General features: G+C 70.4%; 23 protein-coding genes. 9 read left to right on the top strand and 14 right to left on the bottom strand.

Going from position 1 to position 25428, the window contains the following annotated elements:
* Nucleotides 1–4: 4 nt before the first annotated feature.
* The 3 genes from HPY32_RS40240 to zapE form a co-directional block, all read right to left on the bottom strand.
* Entirely contained in the window at nucleotides 5–919 is a 915-nt protein-coding gene (locus HPY32_RS40240; protein WP_067595698.1) for a class I SAM-dependent methyltransferase, read from the bottom strand.
* Nucleotides 920–1156: 237 nt separating this feature from the next.
* Entirely contained in the window at nucleotides 1157–1963 is an 807-nt protein-coding gene (locus HPY32_RS40245) for a tyrosine-protein phosphatase (RefSeq protein WP_067587389.1), read from the bottom strand.
* Nucleotides 1964–2056: 93 nt separating this feature from the next.
* Entirely contained in the window at nucleotides 2057–3079 is a 1023-nt protein-coding gene (gene zapE / locus HPY32_RS40250; protein ID WP_067587386.1) for a cell division protein ZapE, read from the bottom strand.
* A 35-nt stretch (nucleotides 3080–3114) separates the two neighbouring features.
* Here zapE and HPY32_RS40255 point away from each other — a divergent pair, with 35 nt between their 5' ends.
* Genes HPY32_RS40255 through msrB form a run of 4 tightly spaced genes read left to right on the top strand, consistent with a single transcriptional unit; the run spans nucleotide 3115 to nucleotide 7312 of the window.
* A complete protein-coding gene (locus tag HPY32_RS40255) occupies nucleotides 3115–3888 on the top strand; it encodes a pyrimidine reductase family protein (RefSeq protein WP_067587383.1) in 774 nt (257 codons plus the stop codon).
* Between the two features lie 32 nt (nucleotides 3889–3920).
* Nucleotides 3921–5486, top strand: coding sequence for an alpha/beta hydrolase (locus HPY32_RS40260; RefSeq protein ID WP_067587380.1), 1566 nt, complete (start codon nucleotides 3921–3923; stop codon nucleotides 5484–5486).
* Nucleotides 5487–5535: 49 nt separating this feature from the next.
* Nucleotides 5536–6843, top strand: a complete 1308-nt coding sequence (locus tag HPY32_RS40265) for a glycosyltransferase family 87 protein (RefSeq protein WP_067587377.1) — start codon at nucleotides 5536–5538, stop codon at nucleotides 6841–6843.
* 31 nt (nucleotides 6844–6874) lie between these two features.
* Complete coding sequence (gene msrB, locus HPY32_RS40270; RefSeq protein ID WP_082871317.1) at nucleotides 6875–7312, top strand: peptide-methionine (R)-S-oxide reductase MsrB; 438 nt, start codon at nucleotides 6875–6877, stop codon at nucleotides 7310–7312.
* A gap of 31 nt (nucleotides 7313–7343) precedes the next feature.
* On the opposite strand, the gene hemQ is transcribed toward msrB, so the two are convergent.
* The 3 genes from hemQ to hemE form a co-directional block, all read right to left on the bottom strand.
* Complete coding sequence (gene hemQ, locus HPY32_RS40275; RefSeq protein WP_067587374.1) at nucleotides 7344–8039, bottom strand: hydrogen peroxide-dependent heme synthase; 696 nt, start codon at nucleotides 8037–8039, stop codon at nucleotides 7344–7346.
* Between the two features lie 172 nt (nucleotides 8040–8211).
* Nucleotides 8212–9561 carry a protoporphyrinogen oxidase gene (locus HPY32_RS40280; protein WP_171983281.1) on the bottom strand — a complete coding sequence of 450 codons (1350 nt, stop codon included), beginning with the start codon at nucleotides 9559–9561 and terminating at the stop codon, nucleotides 8212–8214.
* Between the two features lie 144 nt (nucleotides 9562–9705).
* Nucleotides 9706–10782, bottom strand: a complete 1077-nt coding sequence (gene hemE / locus HPY32_RS40285; protein WP_171983282.1) for a uroporphyrinogen decarboxylase — start codon at nucleotides 10780–10782, stop codon at nucleotides 9706–9708.
* 919 nt (nucleotides 10783–11701) lie between these two features.
* Here hemE and HPY32_RS40290 point away from each other — a divergent pair.
* Entirely contained in the window at nucleotides 11702–12253 is a 552-nt protein-coding gene (locus HPY32_RS40290; RefSeq protein WP_067595694.1) for a DUF3000 domain-containing protein, read from the top strand.
* Between the two features lie 22 nt (nucleotides 12254–12275).
* Nucleotides 12276–13526 (top strand): HRDC domain-containing protein, encoded by a 1251-nt coding sequence (locus HPY32_RS40295; RefSeq protein WP_067587371.1) that lies wholly within the window; start codon nucleotides 12276–12278, stop codon nucleotides 13524–13526.
* A gap of 66 nt (nucleotides 13527–13592) precedes the next feature.
* Here HPY32_RS40295 and HPY32_RS40300 read toward each other — a convergent pair whose 3' ends face one another.
* From HPY32_RS40300 to dxs, 5 genes are all read right to left on the bottom strand, one after another.
* Nucleotides 13593–14396: an enoyl-CoA hydratase gene (locus HPY32_RS40300; RefSeq protein ID WP_067587368.1), complete on the bottom strand. Its 804-nt coding sequence runs from the start codon at nucleotides 14394–14396 to the stop codon at nucleotides 13593–13595.
* 31 nt (nucleotides 14397–14427) lie between these two features.
* Nucleotides 14428–15762 carry a HAMP domain-containing sensor histidine kinase gene (locus tag HPY32_RS45965; RefSeq protein WP_067587365.1) on the bottom strand — a complete coding sequence of 445 codons (1335 nt, stop codon included), beginning with the start codon at nucleotides 15760–15762 and terminating at the stop codon, nucleotides 14428–14430.
* Nucleotides 15759–16466 (bottom strand): response regulator transcription factor, encoded by a 708-nt coding sequence (locus HPY32_RS40310; protein ID WP_067587363.1) that lies wholly within the window; start codon nucleotides 16464–16466, stop codon nucleotides 15759–15761. Before HPY32_RS40310 ends, HPY32_RS45965 begins: the two co-directional genes overlap by 4 nt.
* A 67-nt stretch (nucleotides 16467–16533) precedes the next feature.
* Nucleotides 16534–16764 carry a hypothetical protein gene (locus tag HPY32_RS40315; RefSeq protein ID WP_156674413.1) on the bottom strand — a complete coding sequence of 77 codons (231 nt, stop codon included), beginning with the start codon at nucleotides 16762–16764 and terminating at the stop codon, nucleotides 16534–16536.
* Nucleotides 16765–16859: 95 nt separating this feature from the next.
* Entirely contained in the window at nucleotides 16860–18752 is a 1893-nt protein-coding gene (gene dxs, locus HPY32_RS40320) for a 1-deoxy-D-xylulose-5-phosphate synthase (protein ID WP_067587357.1), read from the bottom strand.
* A gap of 154 nt (nucleotides 18753–18906) precedes the next feature.
* Here dxs and HPY32_RS45970 point away from each other — a divergent pair, with 154 nt between their 5' ends.
* Complete coding sequence (locus tag HPY32_RS45970; RefSeq protein ID WP_067587354.1) at nucleotides 18907–19575, top strand: SIMPL domain-containing protein; 669 nt, start codon at nucleotides 18907–18909, stop codon at nucleotides 19573–19575.
* Between the two features lie 288 nt (nucleotides 19576–19863).
* Here the strand turns inward: HPY32_RS45970 and HPY32_RS40330 are convergent, their stop codons facing one another.
* Nucleotides 19864–21132, bottom strand: a complete 1269-nt coding sequence (locus HPY32_RS40330; protein ID WP_067595693.1) for a class I SAM-dependent RNA methyltransferase — start codon at nucleotides 21130–21132, stop codon at nucleotides 19864–19866.
* A 26-nt stretch (nucleotides 21133–21158) separates the two neighbouring features.
* On the bottom strand, nucleotides 21159–23147 hold the full coding sequence (locus tag HPY32_RS40335; RefSeq protein ID WP_067595691.1) for an APC family permease: 1989 nt from the start codon (nucleotides 23145–23147) through the stop codon (nucleotides 21159–21161).
* A 162-nt stretch (nucleotides 23148–23309) separates the two neighbouring features.
* On the opposite strand from HPY32_RS40335, the gene HPY32_RS40340 reads away from it, so the two are divergent.
* Together HPY32_RS40340 and HPY32_RS40345 are read left to right on the top strand one after the other, a co-directional pair.
* Nucleotides 23310–23981 (top strand): potassium channel family protein, encoded by a 672-nt coding sequence (locus HPY32_RS40340; protein ID WP_067587352.1) that lies wholly within the window; start codon nucleotides 23310–23312, stop codon nucleotides 23979–23981.
* The gene (locus HPY32_RS40345) at nucleotides 23978–24652 is read left to right on the top strand and encodes a potassium channel family protein (protein ID WP_171983284.1); all 675 of its coding nucleotides are present in this window, start codon (nucleotides 23978–23980) and stop codon (nucleotides 24650–24652) included. The genes HPY32_RS40340 and HPY32_RS40345 overlap by 4 nt, the downstream gene beginning before the upstream one ends.
* 3 nt (nucleotides 24653–24655) lie before the next feature.
* On the opposite strand, the gene HPY32_RS40350 is transcribed toward HPY32_RS40345, so the two are convergent.
* Nucleotides 24656–25240 (bottom strand): sigma-70 family RNA polymerase sigma factor, encoded by a 585-nt coding sequence (locus HPY32_RS40350; protein ID WP_067595690.1) that lies wholly within the window; start codon nucleotides 25238–25240, stop codon nucleotides 24656–24658.
* Between the last annotated feature and the right edge of the window lie 188 nt (nucleotides 25241–25428).

Here is a 25428-nt window from a genome sequence, read left to right on the forward strand (position 1 = left end):
TCGCTCACCGCGGCCGCACGGCGGTGACGTAGCGGATGCTGTTCATCATCGCCGAAAACGGTTCGGGCACTTCCGGCATGGGTCGGTCGTAGCGGGCGGCCAGTTCGTGCGGCAGCAGCCCTCCGGTGGTCCAGCCGCGTTCGGCGAACCAGATGTCGGGGTCGGCGCGGTCGTCGGTGTAGAACAGTTCCCGGATGTCGACATCGCCCCACATGGTGTCCTGCAACTCCTCCTTCGAGAAGTCCTGCATCCGGATCAGGCCGTCCGGATCGGCGACCATGTCGGTGGCCAGGCGGCTGCCGGGCGCGGACAGCCGCTCGATCCGCTCGAACAGCAGGTCCTGGGCGGCGCCGGGCAGGTACGGCAGCAGCCCCTCCGCGGACCAGGCGGTCGGCGCGGCCGGATCGAACCCCGCCGCGAGCAGCGCGGCGGGCCAGTCGTCGCGCAGGTCGACGGCGAGGGCGCGGCGATCGGCGGTGGGGACGGCACCGTGCTCGTCGAGCACGGTCTGCTTGAATTCCAGCACCTTCGGCTGGTCGAGTTCGAACACCACCGTGCCGGTCGGCCACGACAGCCGGTAGGCGCGGGCATCCAGTCCGGCGGCGAGGATCACCGCCTGGCGCACCCCGTCGGCCGCCGCATCCAGGAAGAAGTCGTCGTAGAACTTGCTGCGGTGCCCCATGAGCCCGAACGCCAGCGGCGAATCCTGCGGCGGCTCCGGATCCTCGAGCAGCCGACTCATCGGCTCATGGCCGGAGGCGGCCACGAACAGCGCGGCGTAGTCGTCGCGAATCAGCGGGTCGGGTTGCAGCGTTTCCATCGCCCGCATGGCCGCGACACCGAGCGCGGTCACACCCACGCTGCTGACGATGTCCCACGTATCTCCGTCGGTACGCACGATCTTTCCTCCCAAATCCATGAACAGCCAACCCCTGAACAGCACGCGATCTCTGCACAGCGGGCGAAAGTCTGTGAACAGCAAGCGGTAACGGTCTCGAATGGACGTCCGTGGTGACCGAGATTGATCCTACGAGCGCTCGGGCCCGCGCGCCGCTCCTGAATCGGACAGGATGGAAATAACTGGAAACGATCGCGGCCGCAACAATGGAACGGGCCGCGAACCCGCAGGTCCGCGGCCCCAGGGCCGAAAACGGTGTCAGGACAGCAGTTTCGCCTTCAACGCGGCGATATCGGCGTCGGTCAGGCCCAGACCGGTGTGCACATAGTTGTCGAAGCTGCCGTAGCTGGCGTTCACCTGATCGAAGGCCGCGTCCAGGGCGGCGGGGACGACGCCGTTGAGGGCGTCGCCGGGCGCGGCATTGCGGTAGTAGTTCGACAGCAGGTAGTCGTAGTTCACCGTGTCGCGGTCGACGCCGAGGATGGTCAGCAGCACCGCGGCCGTCCAGCCGGTGCGGTCCTTGCCCGCGGTGCAGTGGAACAGCACCGCGCCGTCGGTATCGGCGATGTCGTGCAGCACGTTGGCGAAGCTCTGGTTCGCGCCGGGCGCGGTGATGAACGCCCGGTACAGATCGGTGCCCGCGACCAGGGTCGAGACCAGCACCTGCGGCGGGGCGTGACCGATGATGTCGTTCCAGTCGTCTCTCGCGCCCGCGGGAACCCGGTCCGGCGCGACCAGCCGCTCATAGGAGGCGCGCAGATCCTCGACCACCCGCACCTTGCGATCGGTGAGCGCGGCCAGGTCGGCGTCGGTGGCCTTGCTCAGGTCACCGCTGCGGAACACCAGGCCGTCGCGCACCACATGGCCGTCGGTGGTGCGGTAGCCGCCGAGATCGCGGGCGTTCTGCACGCCCTGCAACCCGAGCGCGCGCTGGTCGACGGTCGACACCACCGCAGCGGAGGCGGCGGGCGGCGGGGCGGCCGTCGCGGCGCCGAGCACCGGGCCGCAGGCGAGGGTGAGACCCGCGGCCACCGCGGCCGTGAGACGTATCGGGCGAGAGACCATGGCAACTCCCAATCGAGCGAACTGGACAGTCGTCTTACAACCGGTGCTCACCGTACACCGCGCACATCCCACACCTACCGAGTGGCAGGTTGGTCAGGATGCCGCGGGGACCTCGAAGCGCGAGAGCGCCAGCAGGCGGGAGATGGCGCGCAGGTACTTCTTGCGGTAGCCGCCGCCCAGCATCTCCTCGGAGAAGATCCGGTCCAGCTTGACGCCCGAGACCGTGACCGGGATGCCCGCGTCGTAGAGGCGGTCGGCCAGCACCACCATGCGCAGCGCCACCGCCTGATCGGTGATGGTGTGCACATGGTCGATGTACACCGCCGACACGCCCGCGATCAGCGCGCCGTAGCGGGACGGGTGCAGGGTGGCCAGGTGCCGCAGCAGCGCGTCGAAGTCGTCGAGCGTGGTTCCCGGTGTGGCGGCGGCCTTTTCGGCCAGCAGCTCGGGCGCGGTCGGCTCCGGCGCGGGCGGCAGGTCGCGGTGCCGGTAGTCCGGGCCGTCGACGCGCACGGCCTCGAACAGCGCGCCCAGCTTGCGGATCTCGCGCAGGAAGTCCTGGGCGGCGAACCGGCCCTCGCCCAGCTGATCGGGCAGCGTGTTGGAGGTCGCCGCCACCGACACTCCGCGGGCGGTCAGCTCGGTGAGCAGCCGCGACACCAGCATGGTGTCGCCGGGATCGTCGAGCTCGAATTCGTCGATGCACAGCACGCTGTTGCCCGCCAGCCGGTCCACGGCGTTGGTGAAGCCCAGCGCGCCCACCAGATTGGTCAGCTCGCCGAAGGTGCCGAACGACTTCGGCGCGGGCGAGGCGTGGAAGATCGAGGCCAACAGGTGGGTCTTGCCCACGCCGAAGCCGCCGTCCAGGTACAGGCCCGCCCCGTCGACCTGCTTCTTCTTCCCGAACAGGCCCTTGCGTCCGGCGGCGGCGTGGATCTTCGCGACGCGCCCGGCGAAGTCCTCGGCTTTCGCGACGGCGGCGGCCTGGCTGGGCTCCTTCGGATCGGGGATGTAGGAGGCGAAACTCACCTCGTCGAAGGTCGGGGGCGGCACCATCTGCGCGATGAGCTGCTCGGCCGGAACCTCCGGATGACGATCGACGAGGCGTTGTTGCACCCTCGTAGCGTACTGACGTGGTGTGATCGGTCGTTATGCAGCGTGTCCCCAATGCGATCCAGTTCACAACACTGACCGGCGACGATCTGGTGCGGCTGTATTCCTACCCGTCGTGGCTCGAATCCCCGTGGATCCGAGTCAACTTCATCTGCAGCATCGACGGCGCGGCGACCCTGGACGGACGCTCCGGCGCCCTCGGCGGCAGCGCGGACCAGCAGGTGTTCGCCATCCTGCGCGATCTGGCCGATGTGATCGTCGTCGGCGCGGGCACGGTGCGCGAGGAGAACTACGGCGGCGCCCGGACCGACGCGCACCGGCGCATCCGGCTGTTCCATCACGGCCTGGGCGGCGCGCAGGACGGCGCGCCGCCGCCCATCGCGGTCGTCACCGCCAGCGCCGCCCTCGATCCGACCGGCCGGTTGTTCACCGACACCACGCGCCCGCCGCTGATCCTCACCACCGCCGACGCCCCCGGCGATCGCAAGCGCGCCCTCGCCGACGCGGGCGCGGAGGTGATCGAGGCGGGCGAGACCACCGTGACCGCCGCGGGCATCCGCGACGCGCTGTCGGCCCGCGGACTGTTACGGGTGCTGTGCGAGGGCGGGCCGTCGCTGTTCGGGGAATTGATCTCCGCCGGTGCCGCCGACGAGCTGTGCCTGACCGTGTCGCCGCTGCTCGTCGGCGGGACCGCGCGGCGAATCGCGGTGTCGCCCAACGACATGCCCACCCCGATGGCGCTGCGGCACGCCCTGCTCGACGACGACGGCACGGTGCTGACCCGATGGGAACGCGCGCACACCCAGAGCTGAAACGACTCGCCGGACCTGGCAGGCTGTAGCGCATGCGTTGGACTCGGGCCGCCCTGCTGGCAACGTCGTCGCTGACGGTTCTGCTCACCGCCGCCTGCGGCGCGGGCCCCTCGCAGCGGCCCGGTGTCGCGGTGGAGCGCCCGCACCAGGCCGGGGCCGCACCCGCCAATCCGACGACCACCCCCGCGGGCCCGCCCCCGGCGCAGGTGCCCAAGACCGATCTGAACTGGCACGATTGCGCCGCAACGACGTTCAACCAGCTGGGCCTGGGCGCCCCGCCGCCGGGCCTGGTCTTCGAGTGCGCCCAGTACTCGGCCCCGATCGACGCGGGCGGCACGGTGCTCGGCACCTTCCGCACCGGCGCGGTCCGCGCCCGGCTGCCGCAGACCCCCGCCGACGCCGCGCCGCTGGTGCTGACCTCCGGTTCCGATCGCTCCTCCACCGCCACTCTGGCCGGGCTCGCCAGTGGTCCGGCCGCGGCCGTGCTGGCCGCGCATCCGGTCGTCGCGGTGGACCGGCGCGGCCTGGGCAGCTCGCAGCCGATCGACTGCATGCCCACCGACGTGCGCGGCGGATTGGCCGCGGCCGGACAGAATTCGACCGGCGGCGACCCGGTCGACACGATGGCCCAGATCAGCCAGGACGCGACCGTCGCCTGCCAGGACTTCCTGCAGCCGTACCAGGGCACCCTGGACGCCACCCACGCCGCCGACGACCTCGAGCAGCTGCGCAAGCAGTGGCAGGTCGACCGGATCGCCGTGCTGGGCACCGGCGATGGCGGCCGCGTCGCGCTCGCCTACGCGGCCAAGTACGGCGACCATCTGGCCCGGCTCGTCCTCGACGCCCCGACCGCGGTGGGGGCCGACCAGGTCACCCGTGCCGAGCAGCAGGTCAAGGGCGCCGAGGCGGCGCTGACCGGATTCGCGCAACGCTGTGCGGCCGTGGGCTGTTCGCTGGGCCCGAATCCGAAGGGCGCGGTAGCCGATCTGGTGAACCGGGCGCGTAGCGGCGGTCTGCCCGGCGTGTCCGCGGGCGAATTGCTCACGGCCATCGGCGGATTCCTGAGTGAGCCGCGCGCCGATCAGCCGACCCGGGTCGGCGAGCTCGCCGATGCCCTGTCGGCCGCCGGGAACGGTAATACCGCCCCGCTCACCGGGCTGGTGTCGCGCGAGCTGGGCGCCACCGCCGGGGACGGCCAGTTCGTCGCGCGGTGCAGCGACAATCAGCAGCCGGTGACGCCCGATCGGGCCAAGGCCCTCGAAAACACCTGGGCCACCCGGTATCCCGTCTTCGGCCGGGACGCCGCGGCGCGGCTCATGGCGTGCGTGGCGTGGCCGGTGCCCAGCCCGGCGCAGCTGCCGACGAAGCTCAACCTGCCGGTGCTGGTCCTCGGCTCGGCCGCCGATCCGCTGGTGGGCTCCGACGCGCTGCCGACGGTGACCGGCGCGCTGGGCCGGGCGGGCGCGACCGATTCCACCGTGATGTGGCAGGGCTGGGGACATCCGGTGTTCACGCACTCCGGGTGCGCGCAGCAGGCGATCGCCGACTATCTGAAGGACGCGAAACTGCCCGCCGACGGGACCGCCTGCCCCGCGTGACGGCGAGTCCGCGCAACCACGCCGGGGCGATCCGGTGTACCGTGCCCCAGTGTTCCTTCGTCAGCTCGAGCCCCGCACCGCTCGAACCGCCGCCGAGGTCCTGAACTTCGCGCTGTGGCCGTTCGCGATCATGACCATGCTGCATCAGGTCATCGTCAAGGCCACGAACTTCACGATCACCGACGACTTCGCTCCGGTGTACAACGCGTCGCTGGCGTTCCTGAACCACAACCCCGTCTACAACGAGAACTTCGACCTGGTCGACCCGCACTACCTGTACCCGCCGAGCGGCACCCTGCTCATCGCGCCGCTGGCGATCATCGACCCCGAGAAGTCGAAGTGGTGCTTCGTCGCGCTCAACGCCGTGGCCATCGTGCTGGCGTGGTATCTGCTGCTGCGGCTGTTCAAGTTCAGCATCCGGTCGTGGGCCGCGCCGCTGTTGCTGCTGCTCATGTTCGCCTCCGAAACCGTCATCAACACACTGGCTTTCGGCAATGTGAACGGCTGCCTGCTGCTGGCCGAGGTGGTGTTCTTCCATCTGCTGCTCAAGCGCCGCGACCTGTGGGCGGGGGTGGTGATGGGCCTGACGATCGCGGTCAAGCCGACGCTGGCGCCGCTGCTGCTGATCCCGCTGGTGCGCAAGCAGTGGCAGGTGTTCATCACCGCCATCGGCGTGCCCGTCGTGCTGACCGCGGTGGCGTGGCCGCTGATCAAGGATCCGATGGACTTCGTGCACCGCACCGGTCCCTACATTCTCAAGTCGCGCGACTACTTCAACAGCGCGATCGTGGGCAACGCCACCTACTACGGGCTGCCGACGGGGCTGATCTGGGGCATCCGGATCGTCATGGGCGTGCTGGTGTTGATCTCGCTGTGGCTGCTGTACCGCTACTACCGCAACGACGACCTGTTCTTCATCTGCACCGCCTCCGGTGTCATCCTCACCGCCTCGTTCCTGCTGCCGGGCCTGGGCCAGCAGTACTACTCGATGATGCTGTTCCCGTTCCTGATGACGGTGGTGCTGCGCAATTCGGTGCTGCGCAACTGGCCCGCGTGGCTGGCGATCTTCGGGTTCATGACCTACGACAAGTGGCTGCTCGACCACTGGCAGTCCACCGGCCGGGCGCTGGAATACCTGCGCGTCACCTTCGGCTGGGGGCTGCTGCTGGTCGTGGTGTTCTGCGTGCTGGGCGATCGGTATCTGGCCGCGCGCCGGGAGGGGCGGCTGGACTCGGGCATCGACCCGGCCTTCCTGCTGCCGCGGACCGACCGGCCGCAGGCGGATCGAACGCCGGACCGGCGCAATGGATCCGCGGTGTCGGCGGCCGACGAGCCCCCGGTGAGCGCTCTCGGATGATCGAACGGCCCGGTCTCATTAGACTCGGCTTATGAGTTCCGACTCCGATACCACGCTGCCCGCGCCCAAGATCCAGCTCACGCCGCAGGAGTGGCGGGCGCGGCTCACCCCGCAGGAATACGCGGTACTGCGCGAGGCCGGTACCGAACGCGCCTTCACCGGCGAATACACCGACACCGAGACGGCCGGGGTGTACGCGTGCCGGGCGTGCGGTGCCGAGCTGTTCCGCAGCACCGAGAAGTTCCATTCGCACTGCGGCTGGCCGTCGTTCTTCGATCCCGCCGACTCCGACGCGGTGATCCTGCGGGCCGACGACTCGCTGGGCATGCGGCGGGTGGAGGTGCTGTGCGCGAACTGTCACAGCCACCTCGGGCACGTCTTCGAGGGTGAGGGCTACTCGACCCCGACCGACAAGCGGTACTGCATCAACTCGATCTCGCTGCGGCTGGAGCCCGCCGAGGAGAAGTGAATCCCACTCCCCCTCGGGCACTCGTGCGGCCTCAGGGCAGGGCGAGGATGAGCTTGTCGACGTCCACGCGCGGGCCGGTGAAGAACGGGGTCTCCTCGCGCGTGTGGCGGCGGGCGTCGGTGGCGCGCAGCTCACGCATCAGGTCGACGATGCGGTGCAGCTCGGGGGCCTCGAAGGCGAGGATCCACTCGTAGTCGCCGAGGGCGAACGAGGCCACGGTGTTGGCGCGCACGTCCGGGTAGCCGCGGGCCTTCTTGCCGTGCTCGGCGAGCATCGCGCGGCGCTCCTCGTCGGGCAGCAGGTACCACTCGTAGGAGCGCACGAACGGGTACACGCAGATGTAGTTGCCCGCGTCCTCACCGGCGAGGAACGCCGGGATGTGGCTCTTGTTGAACTCGGCGGGCCGGTGCAGGGCGGCGTTGCTCCAGACCGGAATGCTGGCCCGGCCCAGTTCGGTGGTGCGGCGGAAGTCGGCGTAGGCGGCCTGCAGGTCTTCGATGCGCTCGGCGTGGGTCCAGATCATGAAGTCGGCGTCGGCGCGCATGCCCGCCACGTCGTAGATGCCGCGGACCACCACGCCGCGCTCGGCGAGCGAGTCGAAGAATTCGCGGGCCTCCTTGATGGCGGCCTCCCGATCGTCGCCCAGCGCACCGGGTTCCACCTGGAACACCGAGAACATCAGGTACCGGATCGTGTCGTTGAGGGCCTGGTAGTCGAGTCGCGCCATATCCCTATCGTGCCACTGCCGGGATCGCCGGTCGTCAGCCGCACCCGTTGCATACCGACACGCCCTCGCCACGCCGCGGAAAAGGGTGCGGATCAACAAGACTCGGCGCAGCGCCTCGACCGCGTCGGTGCCGCCGGGTCACGCTGTGCGCATGACCTCGATGCGATTCGGCTCAGCGCCCGGCGTGCACGACGATCCGCTCCGCCGCGGCGGTGCCCGAGGCCGCGCAGGCCGGGACGCCCACGCCGTGCAGGTATGCGCCCGCCACCGCGAGTCCGGGCAGCCCGGCGAGGGCGGACTCGATGGCGGCCACCCGTTCGGTGTGGCCCGGCGTGTACTGCGGCAGTCCGCCGCGCCACCGCTGGACGACGGCACCGCTCGGGGCGAGGTCGAGGCCGGTCACCGTCGACAGATCCTCGACGGCCGCGGCGACGAGTTCGGCGTCGGTGCGGGCCAGGACGGAGTCGTCGCCGAAGCGGCCGAAGGAGGCGCGCACCAGCGCGACGCCCCGCTCGGCCAGGTGCGGCCACTTGCGGCTGGACAGCGTGAATGCCTTGGCGCGCAACGATTCCCCGGTGGCGACCAGGATGCCGGAGTTGTCCGGCAGGGCGGTGTCGGCGGGCAGGGCCAGCGCCACCACGACCGAGGAGGACAGCTCGATGCCCGCGGCGGCCGCGGCGGCGTCCGGGGCGAGGGGGGCGAGCAGCGCGGCGGTCACGGGGGCGGGGGTGGCGAGAATCACCGCGTCCACCTCCCCCACCGGATCCAGCCGCCAGCCGGTCGGGGTCCGCTCCAGATTCTTTGCCGCCGTGCCGGTTTCGAGGCCGGGCCGGGCCGCCGCGAGCAGGGCGTCGAGCAGGACCCGGTAGCCGTCGCGCAGTCCGGCGAACACCGGCGCGGTCGACGGCGGCGGCAGCGCCTCGGCGACGGCCTGCGAGAGGCTGGCCGCGCCCCGGTCCAGTGCCGCGGCCAGCGGGGGCAGCGCCGCCCGCACGCCGATCGAATTCGCCAGTCCCGCATACACTCCGCCGAGCAGCGGGTCCACACTGCGGCGCACCACCTGCTCACCGAACCGGTCGGCCACCAGATCGGCTACCGCCATATCGCCACCGCGCACCCAGTGCAGCGGGCGCGTGGGCTCATCGGCGATCCGGGCCAGCGTCGCCTCGTCGACCAGTCCGGCCATCGCCTCCGGGGCGGCCGGGATACCCATGAGGGTGCGCTCGGGCAGCGGATGCGCCCGCCCGCCGGACCAGATCAGCGGCCGCCTGCCCGCCGGGTACACCAGTTGCTCGCCGATCCCCAATTCCGTGAGCAGCGCCGGGATTTCGGGCCGCCGCCCCACGAATGCCTCGGCCCCCAGGTCCAGCGGCTCTCCCGCCACCGCACCGGTGTGCAGAATCCCGCCGATGCGCTCCGATTGTTCGACCAGGACCAGTTCGAGCCCCGGACCCAGCGCCGTGCGCAGCCGATAGGCCGCCACCAGCCCACTGATCCCCGCCCCCACCACTGCGATCCGCATCGCCCACTCCTCGTCCCGACTCGTCCCCACCCGATTCCCTGCAAGCTACCCGTCCCGCGCACATGCTCCACGCCGGGTCCGTACTCTCGGCCCGAATTCGGGGCACCGACGGCCGAGAGTGTTCGGCGGCCGGTGCGCGAGCGCTCAGAGCGGGGCGGGCAGGCTGTGAATCAGGTCGACCGTGGCGGTGATCACGGCCGGGTCGGTGTCGGGAAGGACGCCGTGACCGAGATTGAAAATATGACCGGCCGCGCCGAGCGCGATGGCCTCGTCGGCCTCGTGGGCGATGCGCCGGACCTCACGCTCGATGACGGCGGGCCCGGCGAACAGCGTGGCCGGATCGAGGTTGCCCTGCAATGCCTTTCCCGCGCCGACGCGGCGGACGGCCGCGGTGAGCGGCACGCGCCAGTCGACGCCGACCACGTCGGCACCGGCCTCGCCCATGGCGCCGAGCAGCTCACCGGTGCCGACGCCGAAGTGAATGCGCGGCACGCCCGCCTCGGCCAGCTCCGCGAACACCCGCTCCGAATGCGGCAGCACGAATTCGCGGTACTGGGCCAGCGACAGCGCCCCGGCCCAGGAGTCGAACAGTTGCAGCGCGTCCACACCGGCCGACAGCTGGGCGCGCAGGAATTCGATGGTGATGTCGGTCAGCGCACCCAGCAGCGCGTGCCAGGTGTCGGGGTCGGCGAGCATCATCGCCTTGGTGCGCTCGTGGTTCCTGCTGGGCCCGCCCTCCACCAGATAGGAGGCGAGAGTGAAAGGGGCCCCGGCGAATCCGATGAGCGGGGTGTCACCGAGCTCGCTCACCAGCAACCGCACCCCGTCGACGACCGCGCCCACCTCCTCGCGCCGCAGCCGCGGCAGCGCCCGCACATCGCCGGTGGTGCGCACCGGATTCGCCACCACCGGCCCGACCCCCGCCACGATGTCGAGATCGATCCCCGCCGCCTTCAACGGAACCACGATGTCAGAGAACAGGATCGCCGCATCCACCCCATGCCGCCGCACCGGCTGCATAGTGATCTCGCACACCAACTCCGGATCGAAGCACGACTCCAACATCCCCACCCCCGCCCGCAACTCCCGATACTCGGGCAGCGACCGCCCCGCCTGCCGCATGAACCAGACCGGCCGCCGACCAGGCGTCCCCCCGGTAGCGGCAGCAAGAAACGGCGATTCGGTCAACCGGCGACGCAGTGGAGTGCTCATCACGGCCATCGTACGACCACCCCAACCACCCCCACCCGCCCCCACCGGCACAAACCCCCACCACCGACCACACAACCCCCAAGCACCCCGAGACGCCCCACCCGAAAAACCATCCGGCTCCCACACGAAGAGGTTGCTCGAAAGCTCCCATCCCAACAGCAACCCGCTCGAAAACCCCCCGACCCCAACGGAAGCTACCTCGATAGCGGCTCCCCACCGCAACAGAAACTGTCTAGATGCCCCCTGCTCACCCCAACGGAAACTGTCTCGATAGGCCCCTGCCCACCGCAACGGAAGCTGCCTCGAAGCCCCTCACTTAACGCGACGGAAGCTCACTCGAAAGCCCCCCTCAACTCGACGGAAGCTCACTCGAGAGTCCCTCTCCAACGAAAGCCTCCTCGAAGTCCCTACTCGCCCCGCCGACGGCTCGCTCGACAGCCCCTGCCCCAGCGCAACAGCAGCTCGCCCAGCCCCTCGCCCCAATCCGACAGCAGCTCACTGCCCCAACCCAATCGACAGCTCATTCAAGGCCCCCGCACCAACCCAACAGCGGCTCGTCCAAGGCCCGCCCCAACGCAACGACAGCTCACTCGAAACTCCCGACCCAACGAAAGCTTCCTCAAAAGTCCCCACTACCTGCGGATAGTGCACGGAGCGAGTCTTACGAGCGACCGTTCGCGGCCGGCTCGTCGTTCGGCGGTCGAAGCGCATGCGCGCAGCGCGAGTCTCGACCGCCGAACGACGAGCCATCAGGGCCGCGAACACGCCGCAGCGGAGCGGAGGCAATCCAACACAGCGCGCCTCCGACGGATCCGGGCCGTTCGGAGCTAGGTTCAGGGGCGTGACACCGCTCGACTTCCGCGACGGCGCCGCACCGACCCCGGGCCCCGACAGCGAACCAGCCCAGTTTCGCGCCGCGGTCGAGGCGATGGGCACCGCATCCGTGCATCCCCGGATCGAGCTTGCACCGATCCGGCCGCCGCAACGACTGGCACCTTATTCATACGCCATCGGAGCCGAAGTCAAACATCCGGACACGAACGTCGTGCCGGTCGATTCGGACGGCGACGCATTCGGCCGATTGATCCTGCTCCACGACCCGAACGGGCACGAGGCATGGCACGGGGTGTTCCGGCTCGTGGCCTATATCCAGGCCGATATCGACGCCGCGCTGGCGGGCGATCCGCTGCTGCCGGAGGTGGCGTGGAGCTGGCTGGTGGATGCGCTGGAGTCGCACGGGGAGCCGTTCACCGCGCTGGGCGGCACGGTGACCTCCACCAGTTCGGTGCGCTACGGCGATATCGCCGGGCCGCCGCGCGCCTATCAGCTGGAGCTGCGGGCGTCGTGGACGGTGGGCTCCACCCAGCTCGGACCGCATGTGGAGGCGTTCTGCGAAGTGCTGGCATACGCGGCCGGTTTGCCGCCCGCCGGCATTACTCATTTGCGGCCTCGTCCGCAGATTGCCGACGACCAGTTCTGACCGCCACGTAAAGTTCTGGGCTATGTCCGTTGCCGACGAGTCCGAAAACGCTGTAGCCGTCCCACTGCTGGTACCCGCCGACGGCGTACCCCCGGTGCTGGACACCGCCGCGGACGTCGCCGATGCCGCGGCCCGCCTCGCCGCCGGATCCGGTCCGCTGGCCGTCGACGCCGAACGCGCCTCGGGCTTCCGCTACTCCAATCGCGCCTATCTGATCCAGTTGCGCCGCAACGGCTCCGGCAGCTTCCTCATCGATCCGATCCCGGTGCACGGCGAGTTGGGCCCGCTGGCCGAGGTGATCAACGAGCTGGAGTGGGTGCTGCACTCGGCGGATCAGGATCTGCCGGGGCTGGCGGAGCTGGGGCTGCGCCCGGCGCGGCTGTTCGACACCGAATTGGGCGGACGGCTGGCCGGTTTCGAGCGAGTGGGCCTGGCCGCCATGGTGGAGCGACTGTTGGGCCGCGAACTGCGCAAGGGGCACGGCGCCGCCGACTGGTCCACCCGGCCGCTACCCGCGGACTGGCTGAACTACGCGGCGCTGGACGTGGAGCTGTTACTGGAGCTGCGCGACGCGGTGGCGGCCGCGCTCGACGAGCAGGGGAAAACCGACTGGGCCGCGCAGGAATTCGAGCATATCCGCCGCACCGAACCGAACGCGCCGAAGGCCGACCGGTGGCGGCGCACGTCGGGCATCCACACCCTGCGACGCACCCGACAGCTCGCGGTGGTGCGCGAATTGTGGACCACGCGTGACGAATTGGCGCGCGGCCGGGACGTGGCTCCGGCGCGGATCCTGCCGGATTCGGCGATCATCGCCGCCGCCGAGGCCGAGCCGAAGACGATCGCGCAGCTGCGCGGGCTGCCCGTGTTCGGCGGCCCGCGCCAGCGCCGCTATTCGCGGGAGTGGCTGGGCGCGGTGGAACGGGCTCGAACGCTGCCGGATTCGGCGTTACCGACGCTGACCCAGTCCTACGATGGCCCGCCCCCGGTGAACCGCTGGGAGCGCCGCGACCCCGAGGCCGCCGCCCGCCTCACCGCCGCCCGCACCGCCATGGCGTCCCTGTCCGAACAGCACGCGATCCCCGTCGAGAACCTCCTCACCCCCGACCTGGTCCGCCGCCTGTGCTGGGACGGCCTGCCCGAATTCCGTTCCGGCACTACCCCGGACGACCCGACGGCCGAGATCGACGATTTCCTCAAGGCCGGAGGCGCCCGGCCTTGGCAGCGCGAACTCGCGGTACCACAGCTGGCGAAGGCCCTGTTCGGTGCCTGAATCGCGCCCGGGTGGATTCCGGCCACAAGCATGCCGGAATCATGAGGTCGCGGGCAGGTAAGGCGCTCAGTCCTCGTAAACAGGCGGACGGCGGGCGCGGCGGGCGCGGATGGCTTCGTCGAAGTTCTCCGTGGTCAGCCGTACATACAGCTGGGCCGTCCCTTCGTGCTGCATGTGCGATTCGAAGCTGCCCGCCTCCAGGCCGGTCCACAGCATGCGCTTGGTGAGCTCGGTGCCCACTCGGCTGAAGCCGATGATCCGCTCGGCCAGGTCGTAGCAGGTGGTCAGGAGTCCGCCGGCGGGTACGGTGCGGGATACCAGGCCGATGCGCTCGGCCTCGGTGGCGTCGATGTCGCGGCCGGACAGCATGATCTCGAAGGCTCGGGAGGTGCCGATCGCGCGCGGGAGCAGGTAGCTGATGCCCAGTTCGGCCGAGGTGAGTCCGTTGTTGATGCCCGCGGCCCGGAAATATGCCTGCTCCGAGGCGATCCGGATGTCGGCGACCATGCTCAGGCAGAAGCCGCCGCCGATCGCCGCGCCGTTGACGGCCGCGATCACCGGCTGATGCATGCGCCGCAGCGTGACCATGACGTCGTTGAGCAGATCCATCGACCGCCGCGCCACGGTGGTCTTCGTGAGGCCGTCGACATTCGGAACCCGGCCCGCCCCTTGCAGATCCGCGCCCGAGCAGAAACCGTGTCCGGCTCCGGTCAGAACGACGACGCGCACCTCGTTGTCCGCGGCGACGCTCTCCAGTGTCTCGCGCAGCGGGATCATCACATCGAAGGCCATGGCGTTCATGCGCTCCGGCCGGTTCAGCGTGACCAGCGCGACGTGTGGACGCGGTTTCTCGACGAGCACGAACGACATGGGCACAACTGTAACCTGTTTCAGAATGTCACTATGCCGCCACCGGTCCCGACAAGGTCACGCGGAGCCGGGCGCCGCCGAGCGGGCTGTCCTCCAGACACACTGTCCCGCCGTGCAATCGGGCCTGCTGGGCGACCAGCGCCAGGCCCAGCCCGCTGCCCGGCGCGGTGGTGCTCCCCCGGGAGAAGCGCTGGAAGACCCGCTCGCGCTCGGCTTCCGGCACGCCGCTGCCGTCGTCGTCCACGATCAGGGTGACGGTGCCGTCGGGCTCGGTGCGCGCGTCGAGGCGCACCCGGGTGGCCGCGCCGTGCCGGACGGCGTTGGTCACCGCATTGTCGAGAATGCAGCGCAGCCCGGCGGGCAGGCCGCGCATGCGCACCGGCTCGGTGACCGCGGAGGCGACGGTCAGGCCCGGATGCGCCCGGGGCGCGTCGTCGACGACCTGATCGATAAGCTCGTCGAGATCGACCTCCTCGAAGTCCGCCGCGGTGGTCAACTCACCCAGGGCCAGCCGCTCCAGCGCAAGCAGGGTGTTCTCCACCGACCGCTGCGCGGCGAGCACGTCGTCGAGGATCGCGGCCCGCTCGGCCTCGGGCAGCGGCATCGACCGCAGCACCTCCAGGTCGGTACGCATGGATGTGAGCGGCGTGCGCAGCTCGTGCGCGGAGGTGGCGGCGAAGTCCCGCGCCGCGGCCAGCGCCTCGGCCGTGTGCCGACGCTCCGTGGCGATCCGGTCGAGCATGCGGTTCATGGCCCCGGCCAGCTCCGCGGTCTCGGTCGACCCCGGCCGCGGCGAAACATCCAGCGCCAGCCGCGATCCCACCCCCTGCGTGGCCGCGGTCAGCCGCCGCAGCGGCAGCACCGCCCGGTGTGCGAACACCCACCCCAGCCCCGCCGCCAGCACGATCGCGACCACCCCGACCAGCAGGATGTACTCCCGCTGCGTATCGATGGCCGACGCCACCACCGACCGCGGCACCGTGGCCGCCACCGTGACCTGATTCCCCGGAGTGGGCAGCTCCCACTGATAACCGGAGCCATCCGAAACGAGGACATGCGACCCGGGCGTCGCCGGAACGGCAGGCCCGGCAACCGGAACCTCCGAGGACCCGCCAGCGGTAGGCGACGGCGCTACGGGTGCGGGCGGCCGGGGGATGGACGGTGCGGAGCCGAGTGGCAGGGCGGGAACTGCCTGGACGCCGCCGGGGCCGGTGATCTCCAGCGAACGGAGGACCGTGTCCACCTGGCGTCCGGTGTGGGTTTGTACGGCGGCGACGATCACCACGCTCATTGCCACCACCACGAGGGCGGCCGCGCCGGCGCTGGCCAGGGCGACGCGGGCGCGCAGCGAGAACGGGCGGGTCACGGTTCCTCCCGGAGCACGAAGCCGACGCCGCGGACGGTGTGGATCAGGCGGGGGCAGCCGGTCGCCTCGATCTTGCGGCGCAGATAGGACACGAACACGTCGACCACCTTCGTCTGGGTCTCGAAGTCGTAGCCCCATACCCGATCCAGCAGCCGGGTGCGGGAGAACACCTGGCCGGGCGCGGCGGCCAGCGCGGCGAGCAGGTCGTATTCGCGCTTGGTGAGATCGAGCAGGGCGCCGTCGACGTACGCGCGCCGCGCCGGTGGGTGCAGCACCAGCGGGCCCACGACGATCCGCCCGGAATCGGTCGCCACCGCGGACGTGGCGGCGCGGCGCAGCAGCGCCCGCAGCCGCGCCACCAGCTCACCGAGATCGAACGGCTTGGTCAGATAGTCGTCGGCCCCCGCCTCCAGCGCGCCGATCCGGTCGGTGACCTCCGAGCGCGCGCTCAGCACACAGATCGGGATCTCGTTGCCCAGCGCGCGCAGCGCCGTGACCACCTGCACGCCGTCCAGCGTCGGCATATTCAGGTCGAGCACGACGGCGGCCGGGGCGACCGCGGCGATACGCTGCAGGGCGCCCGGTCCGTCCGCGGCGGTGTCGACGTCGAAACCCGACAATCGCAGGCCCCGGGCCACCGACGCCAACACCCGCGCGTCGTCATCCACCACCAGCACCAGACTGTTCGTCACGACGTCGACGATATCCGCGCGACATGCGCCGATCCCCGGCCGTTTGCCAACGAACGGTTAGAACTCGGATAGAAAACGCCTACCGCGACGGTATGACCAACGACCGCTCGACGGGCTCTCCCTGTGCCGGATCGCTCTCGGGCCGACTCGATCCGTTCGAGCCGTCCGACGATCCGGCCTTGGCCGACGAGCCGGTGCCGACCGAGACGCCGGGCCGACTGTCCGCACCCGCCGCAGTGGCCGCCACCGCCACCGCGACCGCCGCGAGCAATAGGACAGCAACCACCCGGCGAACAGAGAACACCCTCATGCACACTCCCAACACTCACGGACGAAATCGTCGCCCTCGGATCGGACAGCGAACAGCCAGATAATTGAGGAGCAGTGTGCCAGACCCGCGCCGGATCAGACGCCGCGGGCGAGCCAGCCGGAGATGCGCCGGGCGATGTCGGCCGGGGTCAGCCCCAGCTCCGCCAGCACCTGACCGCGCGAGGCATGATCCAGGAATCGCTGCGGCACACCGATATCGCGGGTGGGCACGTCCAGTCCGTCGGCCCGCAGCCGCGCCGAGACGGTGGAACCGATGCCGCCGTGCAGGCCGCTGTCCTCGAGCGTCACCACCAGCCGATAGTTCTCGGCCAGCTTCACGATGGTGTCCGAGACCGGCAGCACCCAGCGCGGATCCACCACCGTCACGGAGATCCCTTCCGGCGCAAGCAGTTCCGCCGCCCGCACGGCGATGCTCGCGAACGGGCCGACCGCGACCAGCAGCACGTCGCCGCGCACCGACTGCGCCGGGCCCGCGTCCGGCAACCGCAGCACGTCCACGCCGTCGAGCCGCTCGACCGCCGAAATGTCCTCGGCGACAGCGCCCTTCGGGAACCGCACGGCGGTCGGGCCGTCGGAGACGGCCAACGCCTCGGCCAGTTCCTCGCGCAGCGTGGCGGCGTCGCGCGGGGCGGCCACCCGGATACCGGGCACGATGCCCAGCACCGACAGATCCCACATGCCGTTGTGGCTGGCCCCGTCGTCCCCGGTGACACCGGCACGGTCGAGCACCAGCGTGACCGGCAGCTTCAGCAGCGCCACATCCATCAGCAACTGGTCGAAGGCGCGGTTGAGGAAGGTGGAGTAGATCGCGACCACCGGGTGCAGCCCACCCAGCGCCAGCCCCGCGGCCGAGGTGACCGCGTGCTGTTCGGCGATGCCGACGTCGAACATGCGCTCGGGGAACCGCTCGCCGAACGGGGTCAGGCCGGTGGGCCCGGGCATGGCGGCGGTGAGGGCCACGATGTCGTCGCGCTGCTCTGCCTGGCGGATCAGCTCCTCGGAGAACACCGAGGTCCAGCCGACCGAGCTGCCGCCCGTCGGCTGCCCGGTCTCCGGATCGATGGCCCCGATGGAATGCATCTGGTCGGCCTCGTGATCCTCGGCATGCCGATAGCCGCGGCCCTTCTGGGTGACGACGTGCACGATCACCTGGCCACCGAAGTCCTTGGCGCGGCGCAGCGCCGCCTCCAGCGCGACCGGATCGTGCCCGTCGACCGGGCCGAGGTATTTCAGGCCGAGGTCGCTGAACAGCTCCTGCGGCGCCACCGCATCCTTGATCCCCGCCTTGAGCGCGTGCAGCATCGAATAGGCCGAGCCGCCGACGCGCGGAATGCCCTGGACGAAGCGCTTGGTCGCGTCGAGCGCCTGCTCGTAGGCGGGCTGCATGCGCAGCGCCGAGAGCCGGTCGGCCAGGCCGCCGATGGTCGGCGAGTAGGAGCGGCCGTTGTCGTTGACGACGACGATCAGCGAGCGATCCGGCCCGGCGGCGATATTGTTCAGCGCCTCCCAGCACATGCCGCCGGTCAGCGCGCCGTCGCCCACCACCGCGACCACGTGCCGACGCTGCTTGGTCAGCGCGAACGCCTTGGCCAGACCGTCGGCGTAGGACAGCGACGCCGACGCGTGCGAGGACTCCACCCAGTCGTGCGGGCTCTCGGCGCGGCTCGGGTAGCCGGACAGGCCGCCCTGCTTGCGCAGCGTGTCGAAGCCGTCCTTGCGCCCGGTGAGGATCTTGTGGACATAGGCCTGATGGCCGGTGTCGAAGATGATCGGGTCGGCCGGGGAGTCGAAGATGCGGTGCACCGCGATCGTCAGCTCCACTACGCCGAGGTTCGGTCCCAGGTGACCGCCCGTCACCGCGACCTTGCGGACCAGGAACTCGCGAATCTCCTCGGCCAGTTCGCACAGCTCCGGTACCGTCAGTCGGCGCAGGTCCTCGGGCGTATCGACCCGGGAAAGAACTCCCACCGCTCTCGCTCCTCTGGATGGCTCGTCTGTCTGTTCGGAACAGTCTACGGAGCCGTTCGGGGTGCCGCCGACGGGTCGAAGATACAGTGAGCTTTGCGAAGATACAGTGGGCTCTGCGCTGTGCCCCAGCCGTTCTCGCCTCAGGAGGGATCACGTGACCGCCGACCATGCCCGGCCCGTCGCCACGGTGACCACCATCGGTCACGGCGCCGCCGCGGCCACGCCCGACCTGATGCGGGTCTCGATATCCATCGAGACCCGCGCCAGCACAGTCGCTCTCGCCTACAACCAGGCCGGTGCCCGCACCGGCGCGGTGACCGACGCGCTGCGCGCCGACGGCGTGCGCTCCGCCGAGATCAGCACGCACGGCCTGTCGGTGCACACCGAGACCACCTGGATCGAGGGCGGCGGCAGCCGCATCACCGGATATGTCGCGAGCACCACACTCACGGTGTCGCTGCGCATCGGCGGCGACGCCGCGGATCCGGCCGCGATCATCGCGCACGCGGTCGATGCGGGCGGCGACGACGTGCGGCTGGGCGGGCTGACCCTCACCTTCGCCGATCAGGAGCAGTTGCTGGTCCGCGCCCGCGACGCCGCCTGGGACAACGCCCGCGCCAAGGCCGACCGCTATGCCGGGCGCGCCGACCGCACCCTCGGCGCGGTGCTCGAGATCACCGAGAACCTCACCGCCCCACCCGTCCCCTCCGACGGCGTCCAGCTCATGGCCGCCAAGATGGCCGCCCCCGCCTCCCCCGTCCCGGTGGAGTACGGCGAGAGCGAGGTATCGGCCACCATCCGCGTCACCTGGCAACTCGACTAGCCCCGCCACATTCGGCCAAGGACCACTCCCGGCTTCGACCAAAACCAGTCCCGGCTTCCACAAGAACCAGGTCCCGGCTTTGACCAAGGACCAGGTCCCGGCGTGTCGAAGCACCAAGCCCCAGCACGCCCAAGCACCAAACCCCAGCACGCCCAAGCACCAAACCCCAACGCGTCCAAGCACCAAGCCCCAACGCGTCCAAGCACCAAGGCCAGCACGTCCAAGCACCAGGTCCCGGCGTGCTTTTGGCCGGGACCTCGCGAGATTCCGGCCAAAAGCGCGCCGGAATCAGGGGGTGGTACGTTCCAGGAGGGCCAGGCACTCCACGTGGTGCGTGGCCGGAAAGGCGTCGAAGGCGCGCAGGCGCGTCGGGCGGTACCCGGCATTGCCGTACAGGCCGATATCGCGGGCGAATGATGCCGGGTCGCAACCGATGTGCACGATGCGGTCGGGCGCACATGCGGTGAGCGGGCCGATCACGTCCTTTCCGGCGCCCGCGCGGGGCGGGTCCAGCACCACGACATTCGGTGTGTCACTGCCGATCCGGTCGCCGATCCAGTGCTCCACCCGCTGTGCTCGCAGCGTCGCCCACGGCAGGTCGCGCAGCGCGGCGGCGCCGTCGGCCACCGCGGAGCGGGCCGATTCGACCCCGCGCACCGCCCCGGTCGGGCCCACCCGCTCGCCCAGGCGGGCGGCGAAAACGCCCGCGCCGCAATACAGATCCCAGGCCACATCGCCGGGCGCCGCGTCCGACCACTCCGCGACCACATCCGAATAGCATTGCGCCGCACCGCGATGCGCCTGCCAGAACCCGGTGGCCGACACCTCCCAGCGGCGGCCCGTCACATACTGCACGGCCCGCCCGCTGCCCTCGGCGACGCGTTCTGCCCGCGCCGCATGCGCCGCCGCCCGCCGCGCCGTCGTACTGCGCCGATCCCCGCCGCGGCGCGGCGCGACCCTGGGCGGGGCCAGCTCGACAATGTGCCGCAGCCCGTCGCCGTCCACGGCAACCACCAATTCCGCGCCCGGCGTCCAGGATCGGTCCGCGATGGCGGCCATCGCCCCCGAAACCGGTTGCGGGCAGCGAAGATCGGTGAGGATGTCGGTGCTGCGATAGCGATGCACACCCGCGCGGCCCTCGTCGTCGACCACCAGCCGGATCCGGGTCCGCCATCCGTCGCCCGCATCGATCGCACTGTCGCCCAAGGGAATCGGCTCGACCACCACCTCGGTCTCCCAGCCCGCCAGCCGCCGCAGCTGCTCGCTCACCACCGACGCCTTCAGCGCCCGCTGCGCCGCCGGGGTGGCGAAGGAGAAGTCACAGCATCCGGCGCCGCCCGGCCCCGAGACCGGGCAGGTCGCCGGAACCCGATCCGGCGACGCCTCGAGGATCTGCACGGCCTCGGCGCGACAGAACGACTTCCCGCGATCCTCGGTGACCCGCGCCCGCACCAGCTCCCCTGGCAGCCCGTGCCGCACGAACAGCACCCGGCCCTCGTGCCGCGCCACACAGAACCCGCCGTGCCCCGGCGGGCCCAGCCGCACCTCGACAACCATGCCCTCCCAACCGGATTCGCCGGTACTCACGACCCCCGCCCCTCATAGCCGCGCCGGACCGCACCGGGCGCATCGACCAGGCCGGGCTGCCGGGCCCGGGTCGACGAGCTCAGCTGCCACGGCACGCTGGTCACCATCACCCCCGGCTCGAACAGCAGCCGCCCCTTCAGCCGCAGCGCACTCTGGTTGTGCAGCAACTGTTCCCACCAGTGACCGACGACGTACTCGGGAATGAACACCGTCACCACGTCGCGCGGCGACGCGCGGCGTACTCGTTTGACGTAATCCACCACCGGCTTGGTGATCTCCCGATACGGCGACTCGATCACCTTGAGCGGCACCGGGATCCCGCTGCCCTCCCACTGCCGGACCAGCTCGCGCGTGTCGGGCTGATCCACGTTCACCGTCACCGCCTCCAGCACGTCCGGTCGCGTCGCCCGCGCGTAGGCCACCGCCCGCCGGGTGGGCAGGTGCAGCTTGGACACCAGCACGATCGAATGCGTCCGGCTGGGCAGCACCGTGTCCCACTCGGTCTCGTCCAATTCCCGTGCGACGGTGTCGTAGTGCCGCCGGATCATCCGCATCAGCACGAACACCGCCGCCATGGTGACGATCGCGATCCACGCGCCCGCCAGGAACTTCGTGACCAGCACGATGACCAGCACCGTGCCGGTCATGGTCAGGCCGATCGCATTGATCACCCGCGACCGCCGCATCCGCCGCCGCTCCGCCGGATCGGTCTCGGTGCGCAGCAGGCGGGTCCAGTGCCGCAGCATCCCGGTCTGGCTCAGCACGAACGAGACGAACACGCCGATGATGTACAGCTGGATCAGCCGCGTCACCTCCGCGCCGAACAGCACCACGAAGGCGCTGGCGGCCCCGGCCAGGAACAGGATGCCGTTGGAGAACGCCAGCCGGTCCCCGCGGGTGTGCAACTGCCGCGGCAGGAACCGATCCTGCGCCAGAATCGACCCCAGCACCGGGAATCCGTTGAACGCGGTGTTGGCCGCCAGCACCAGAATCAGCGCGGTGACGATCGTCACGAAGTAGAACCCGGCCGGGAAACCTCGGAACACCGCCTCCGCCAGTTGTGCGATGAGGGTCTTCTGCTCGTATCCGGCGGGCGCGCCCACCAGGTCGGAGGCGTCGTGGGCGTACACCACCCCGATCCGGCGCGCCAGCGCGATAATGCTGAGCAGCAACGCGATCGCGACGACACCGAGCAGCAGCAGCGTGGTCGCCGCATTGCGCGACTTCGGTTTCCGGAACGCCGGGACGCCGTTGCTGATCGCCTCGACACCGGTCAGCGCCGCGCATCCGGAGGAGAAGGCGCGCGCGATCAGGAACGCGAACGCCACGCCGTACAGATGCGATTCGCCGTTCAGGCCGAACCCCGCCGATTCGGCGCGCACCGGATCGCCGAGCACCTCGATCCGGAAGAAGCCCCAGACCGCCATCACCCCCATACCGATCATGAACGCATAGGTGGGGATGGCGAACATGGTCCCCGACTCGCGCACGCCGCGCAGGTTCATCGCCGTCAGCAGCACGATCGCCGCGACCGCGAACAGCACCTTGTGGGTGGCGACGAACGGTATCGCCGACCCGATGTTGGAGGCCGCCGACGAGATCGACACCGCCACGGTGAGCACGTAATCCACCAGCAGCGCGCTGCCGACGGTCAATCCGGCCATCGGGCCGAGATTCACGGTCGCGACCTCGTAGTCGCCGCCGCCCGACGGGTAGGCGTGCACGTTCTGGCGGTAACTCGCGACCACCACGGCCATCACGGCCGCCACCGCGACACCGATCGCGGGTGCGTACACGTACGCCGACAGCCCGGCCGTCGACAGGACGAGAAAGATCTCCTCCGGCGCGTACGCCACCGACGACAGGGCGTCCGAGGCGAAAACGGGTAGCGCAATCCGCTTGGGCAGCAGGGTATGTCCCAGGGAATCGCTACGGAACGGGCGGCCGACCACCATTCGCTTGGCTGCCGTCGTCAACTTCGACACTCGCCCCAGCATAAGGCCACTGTCCCGGGCCGCGGTGCGGCGGTGCCCCACGTTTCGATCGGCGGCGCAGGGGGAACGTGGCTCGGAGAAGCATCGGCGGGGTACGGTTCCCCCGAAAAACGAACCAAACCGCACATCACGGTTTCGAATTGGGGACGACACGTGTACGTAGTGATCATGGGGTGCGGCCGAGTCGGCTCGGCGCTGGCCCGCGCCCTGGTCCGGGTCGGCCACGAGGTCGCCGTGATCGACCGGGACCCGGAGGCGTTCCGGCGACTCGGCAAGAATTTCGCGGGCGCCACGGTCACCGGGGTGGGATTCGACCGGGACGTGCTGCTGCGGGCGGGCATCGAGCGCGCGGGCGCGTTCGCCGCGGTGTCCTCCGGCGACAACTCCAACATCATCGCCGCCCGCGTGGCCCGCGAGACGTTCGGCATCGAACGCGTCGTCGCCCGCATCTACGACGCCAAGCGCGCCGCCGTGTACGAGCGGCTGGGCATCCCGACCATCGCGACGGTGCCGTGGACCACCGACCGCTTCCTGCGCACGATCGTCGGCGACACCACCACGACCACCTGGCGCGACCCCACCGGCACGGTCGCGATCACCGAGCTCACCCTGCACGACGACTGGTACGGCCACACGGTGCGCGACCTGGAGACCGCGATCGGCGCCCGGGTGGCGTTCGTGCTGCGCTTCGGGCAGGGCGTGCTGCCCGACGGCAGGACCGTGCTACAGGCCGAGGACAAGATCTATATCGCCGCCCTGTCCGGCAATGTCGGCGAGGCCGTGGCGCTCGCCACCACCACCCCGTCGAGCGAGGTCGGATCATGAAGGTAGCCATCGCCGGAGCCGGCGCCGTCGGCCGCTCCATCGCCCAGGAACTGGTGCGCGGCGGCCACGCGGTGACCCTGCTGGAGCGCCGCCTCGATCACGTCGACCCGATCGTGGCGCCCGCCGCCACCTGGGTGCACGGCGACGCCTGCGAGCTGGAACTGCTCGAGGAGGCCGGGCTGCAGGACTACGACGTGGTCATCGCCGCCACCGGCGACGACAAGGTGAATCTGGTGTTCAGCCTGCTCGCCAAGACCGAGTTCGGGGTGCGGCGGGTGGTGGCCCGGGTCAACGATCCTCGCAACGAGTGGCTGTTCGACGGCGCCTGGGGTGTGGACGTCGCGGTCTCCACGCCGCGCCTGTTGGCCTCCCTCGCCGAGGAGGCGGTGTCGGTGGGCGATCTGATGCGGCTGCTGACGTTGCGGCAGGGTCAGGCGCATCTGGTGGAGATCACGCTGCCCGCCGATACCCCGCTGGCCGGGCGGGCCGTGCACACCCTCATGCTGCCGCGCGATGTCGCGCTGGTGACCATCCTGCGCGGCGGCCGGGTGATCGTGCCGCAGCGCGACGATCCGCTCGAGGGCGAGGACGAACTGCTGTTCGTAACCTCGGTGGATGCCGAGGACGAGTTGCGGAAGGCGCTGGGCGTCAACGGTTCCGGCGACCGCTGACGCTCAGGACGCCGGCGTCGCCCGCAGCTCTGCGCGCAGCTTGTTCAGCGCCCGGTGCTGCATCACCCGCACCACGCCCGGGCTGGTGCCGATGGCCTCGGCGGTCTGGGCCGCGGTCCAGCCCAGCACGATCCGCATCACCAGCACCTCGCGGTGCGCGGGCGCGAGCACCTTCATCAGCTCGCGGGTGTAGCGGCGGCGCTCGGACGCCAGCGCCAGCTCCTCGGGCCCGGCGGCGGGCGACGCCTGGTCCGGGAACTCCGCGACCGGGTAGGCGGGATGGTTCTGGGCCTTGCGGAACGCGTCGGCGACCTTGTTGGCGGAGATGCCGTACACGAACGCCAGGAACGACTTGCCCTGATCCCGGTAGCGCGGAATGGCCTGCACCGTCGACAGGCAGATCTCCTGGGCGATGTCCTCGGCGGTGACGCTCAGATGGCCACCGCTGCCGATGCGGGCCGCGCAGTAGCGGCGCGCCAGCGGGTAAACAATCTTGATGATGTCGGTGACGGCCCGCTGGTCCCCGGCGGCGGCCGGTCCGATCAGCCGATCCAGTTCCGCGGCGGCCCGGCGGCTCTCCGAGCCCACCGCGGCGGTCCGATCCGATCCCCGGCCCTTCGACCGCGCCTCACCCGTCCGGGCCGCGACCGCAGTGTCCGTCGCAACCGCATCGTCCTCGGTGACCACCCCGGAATCCTTTCGCCGATCATCGATCTCGGAAACGATCGTGCGACGATCCGGGGTCGCGCAATAGGCACCCCAGGGGTGGGTTCATC

The sequence above is a fragment of the Nocardia terpenica genome (assembly GCF_013186535.1).
In the GTDB taxonomy this organism is placed as follows: domain Bacteria; phylum Actinomycetota; class Actinomycetes; order Mycobacteriales; family Mycobacteriaceae; genus Nocardia; species Nocardia terpenica.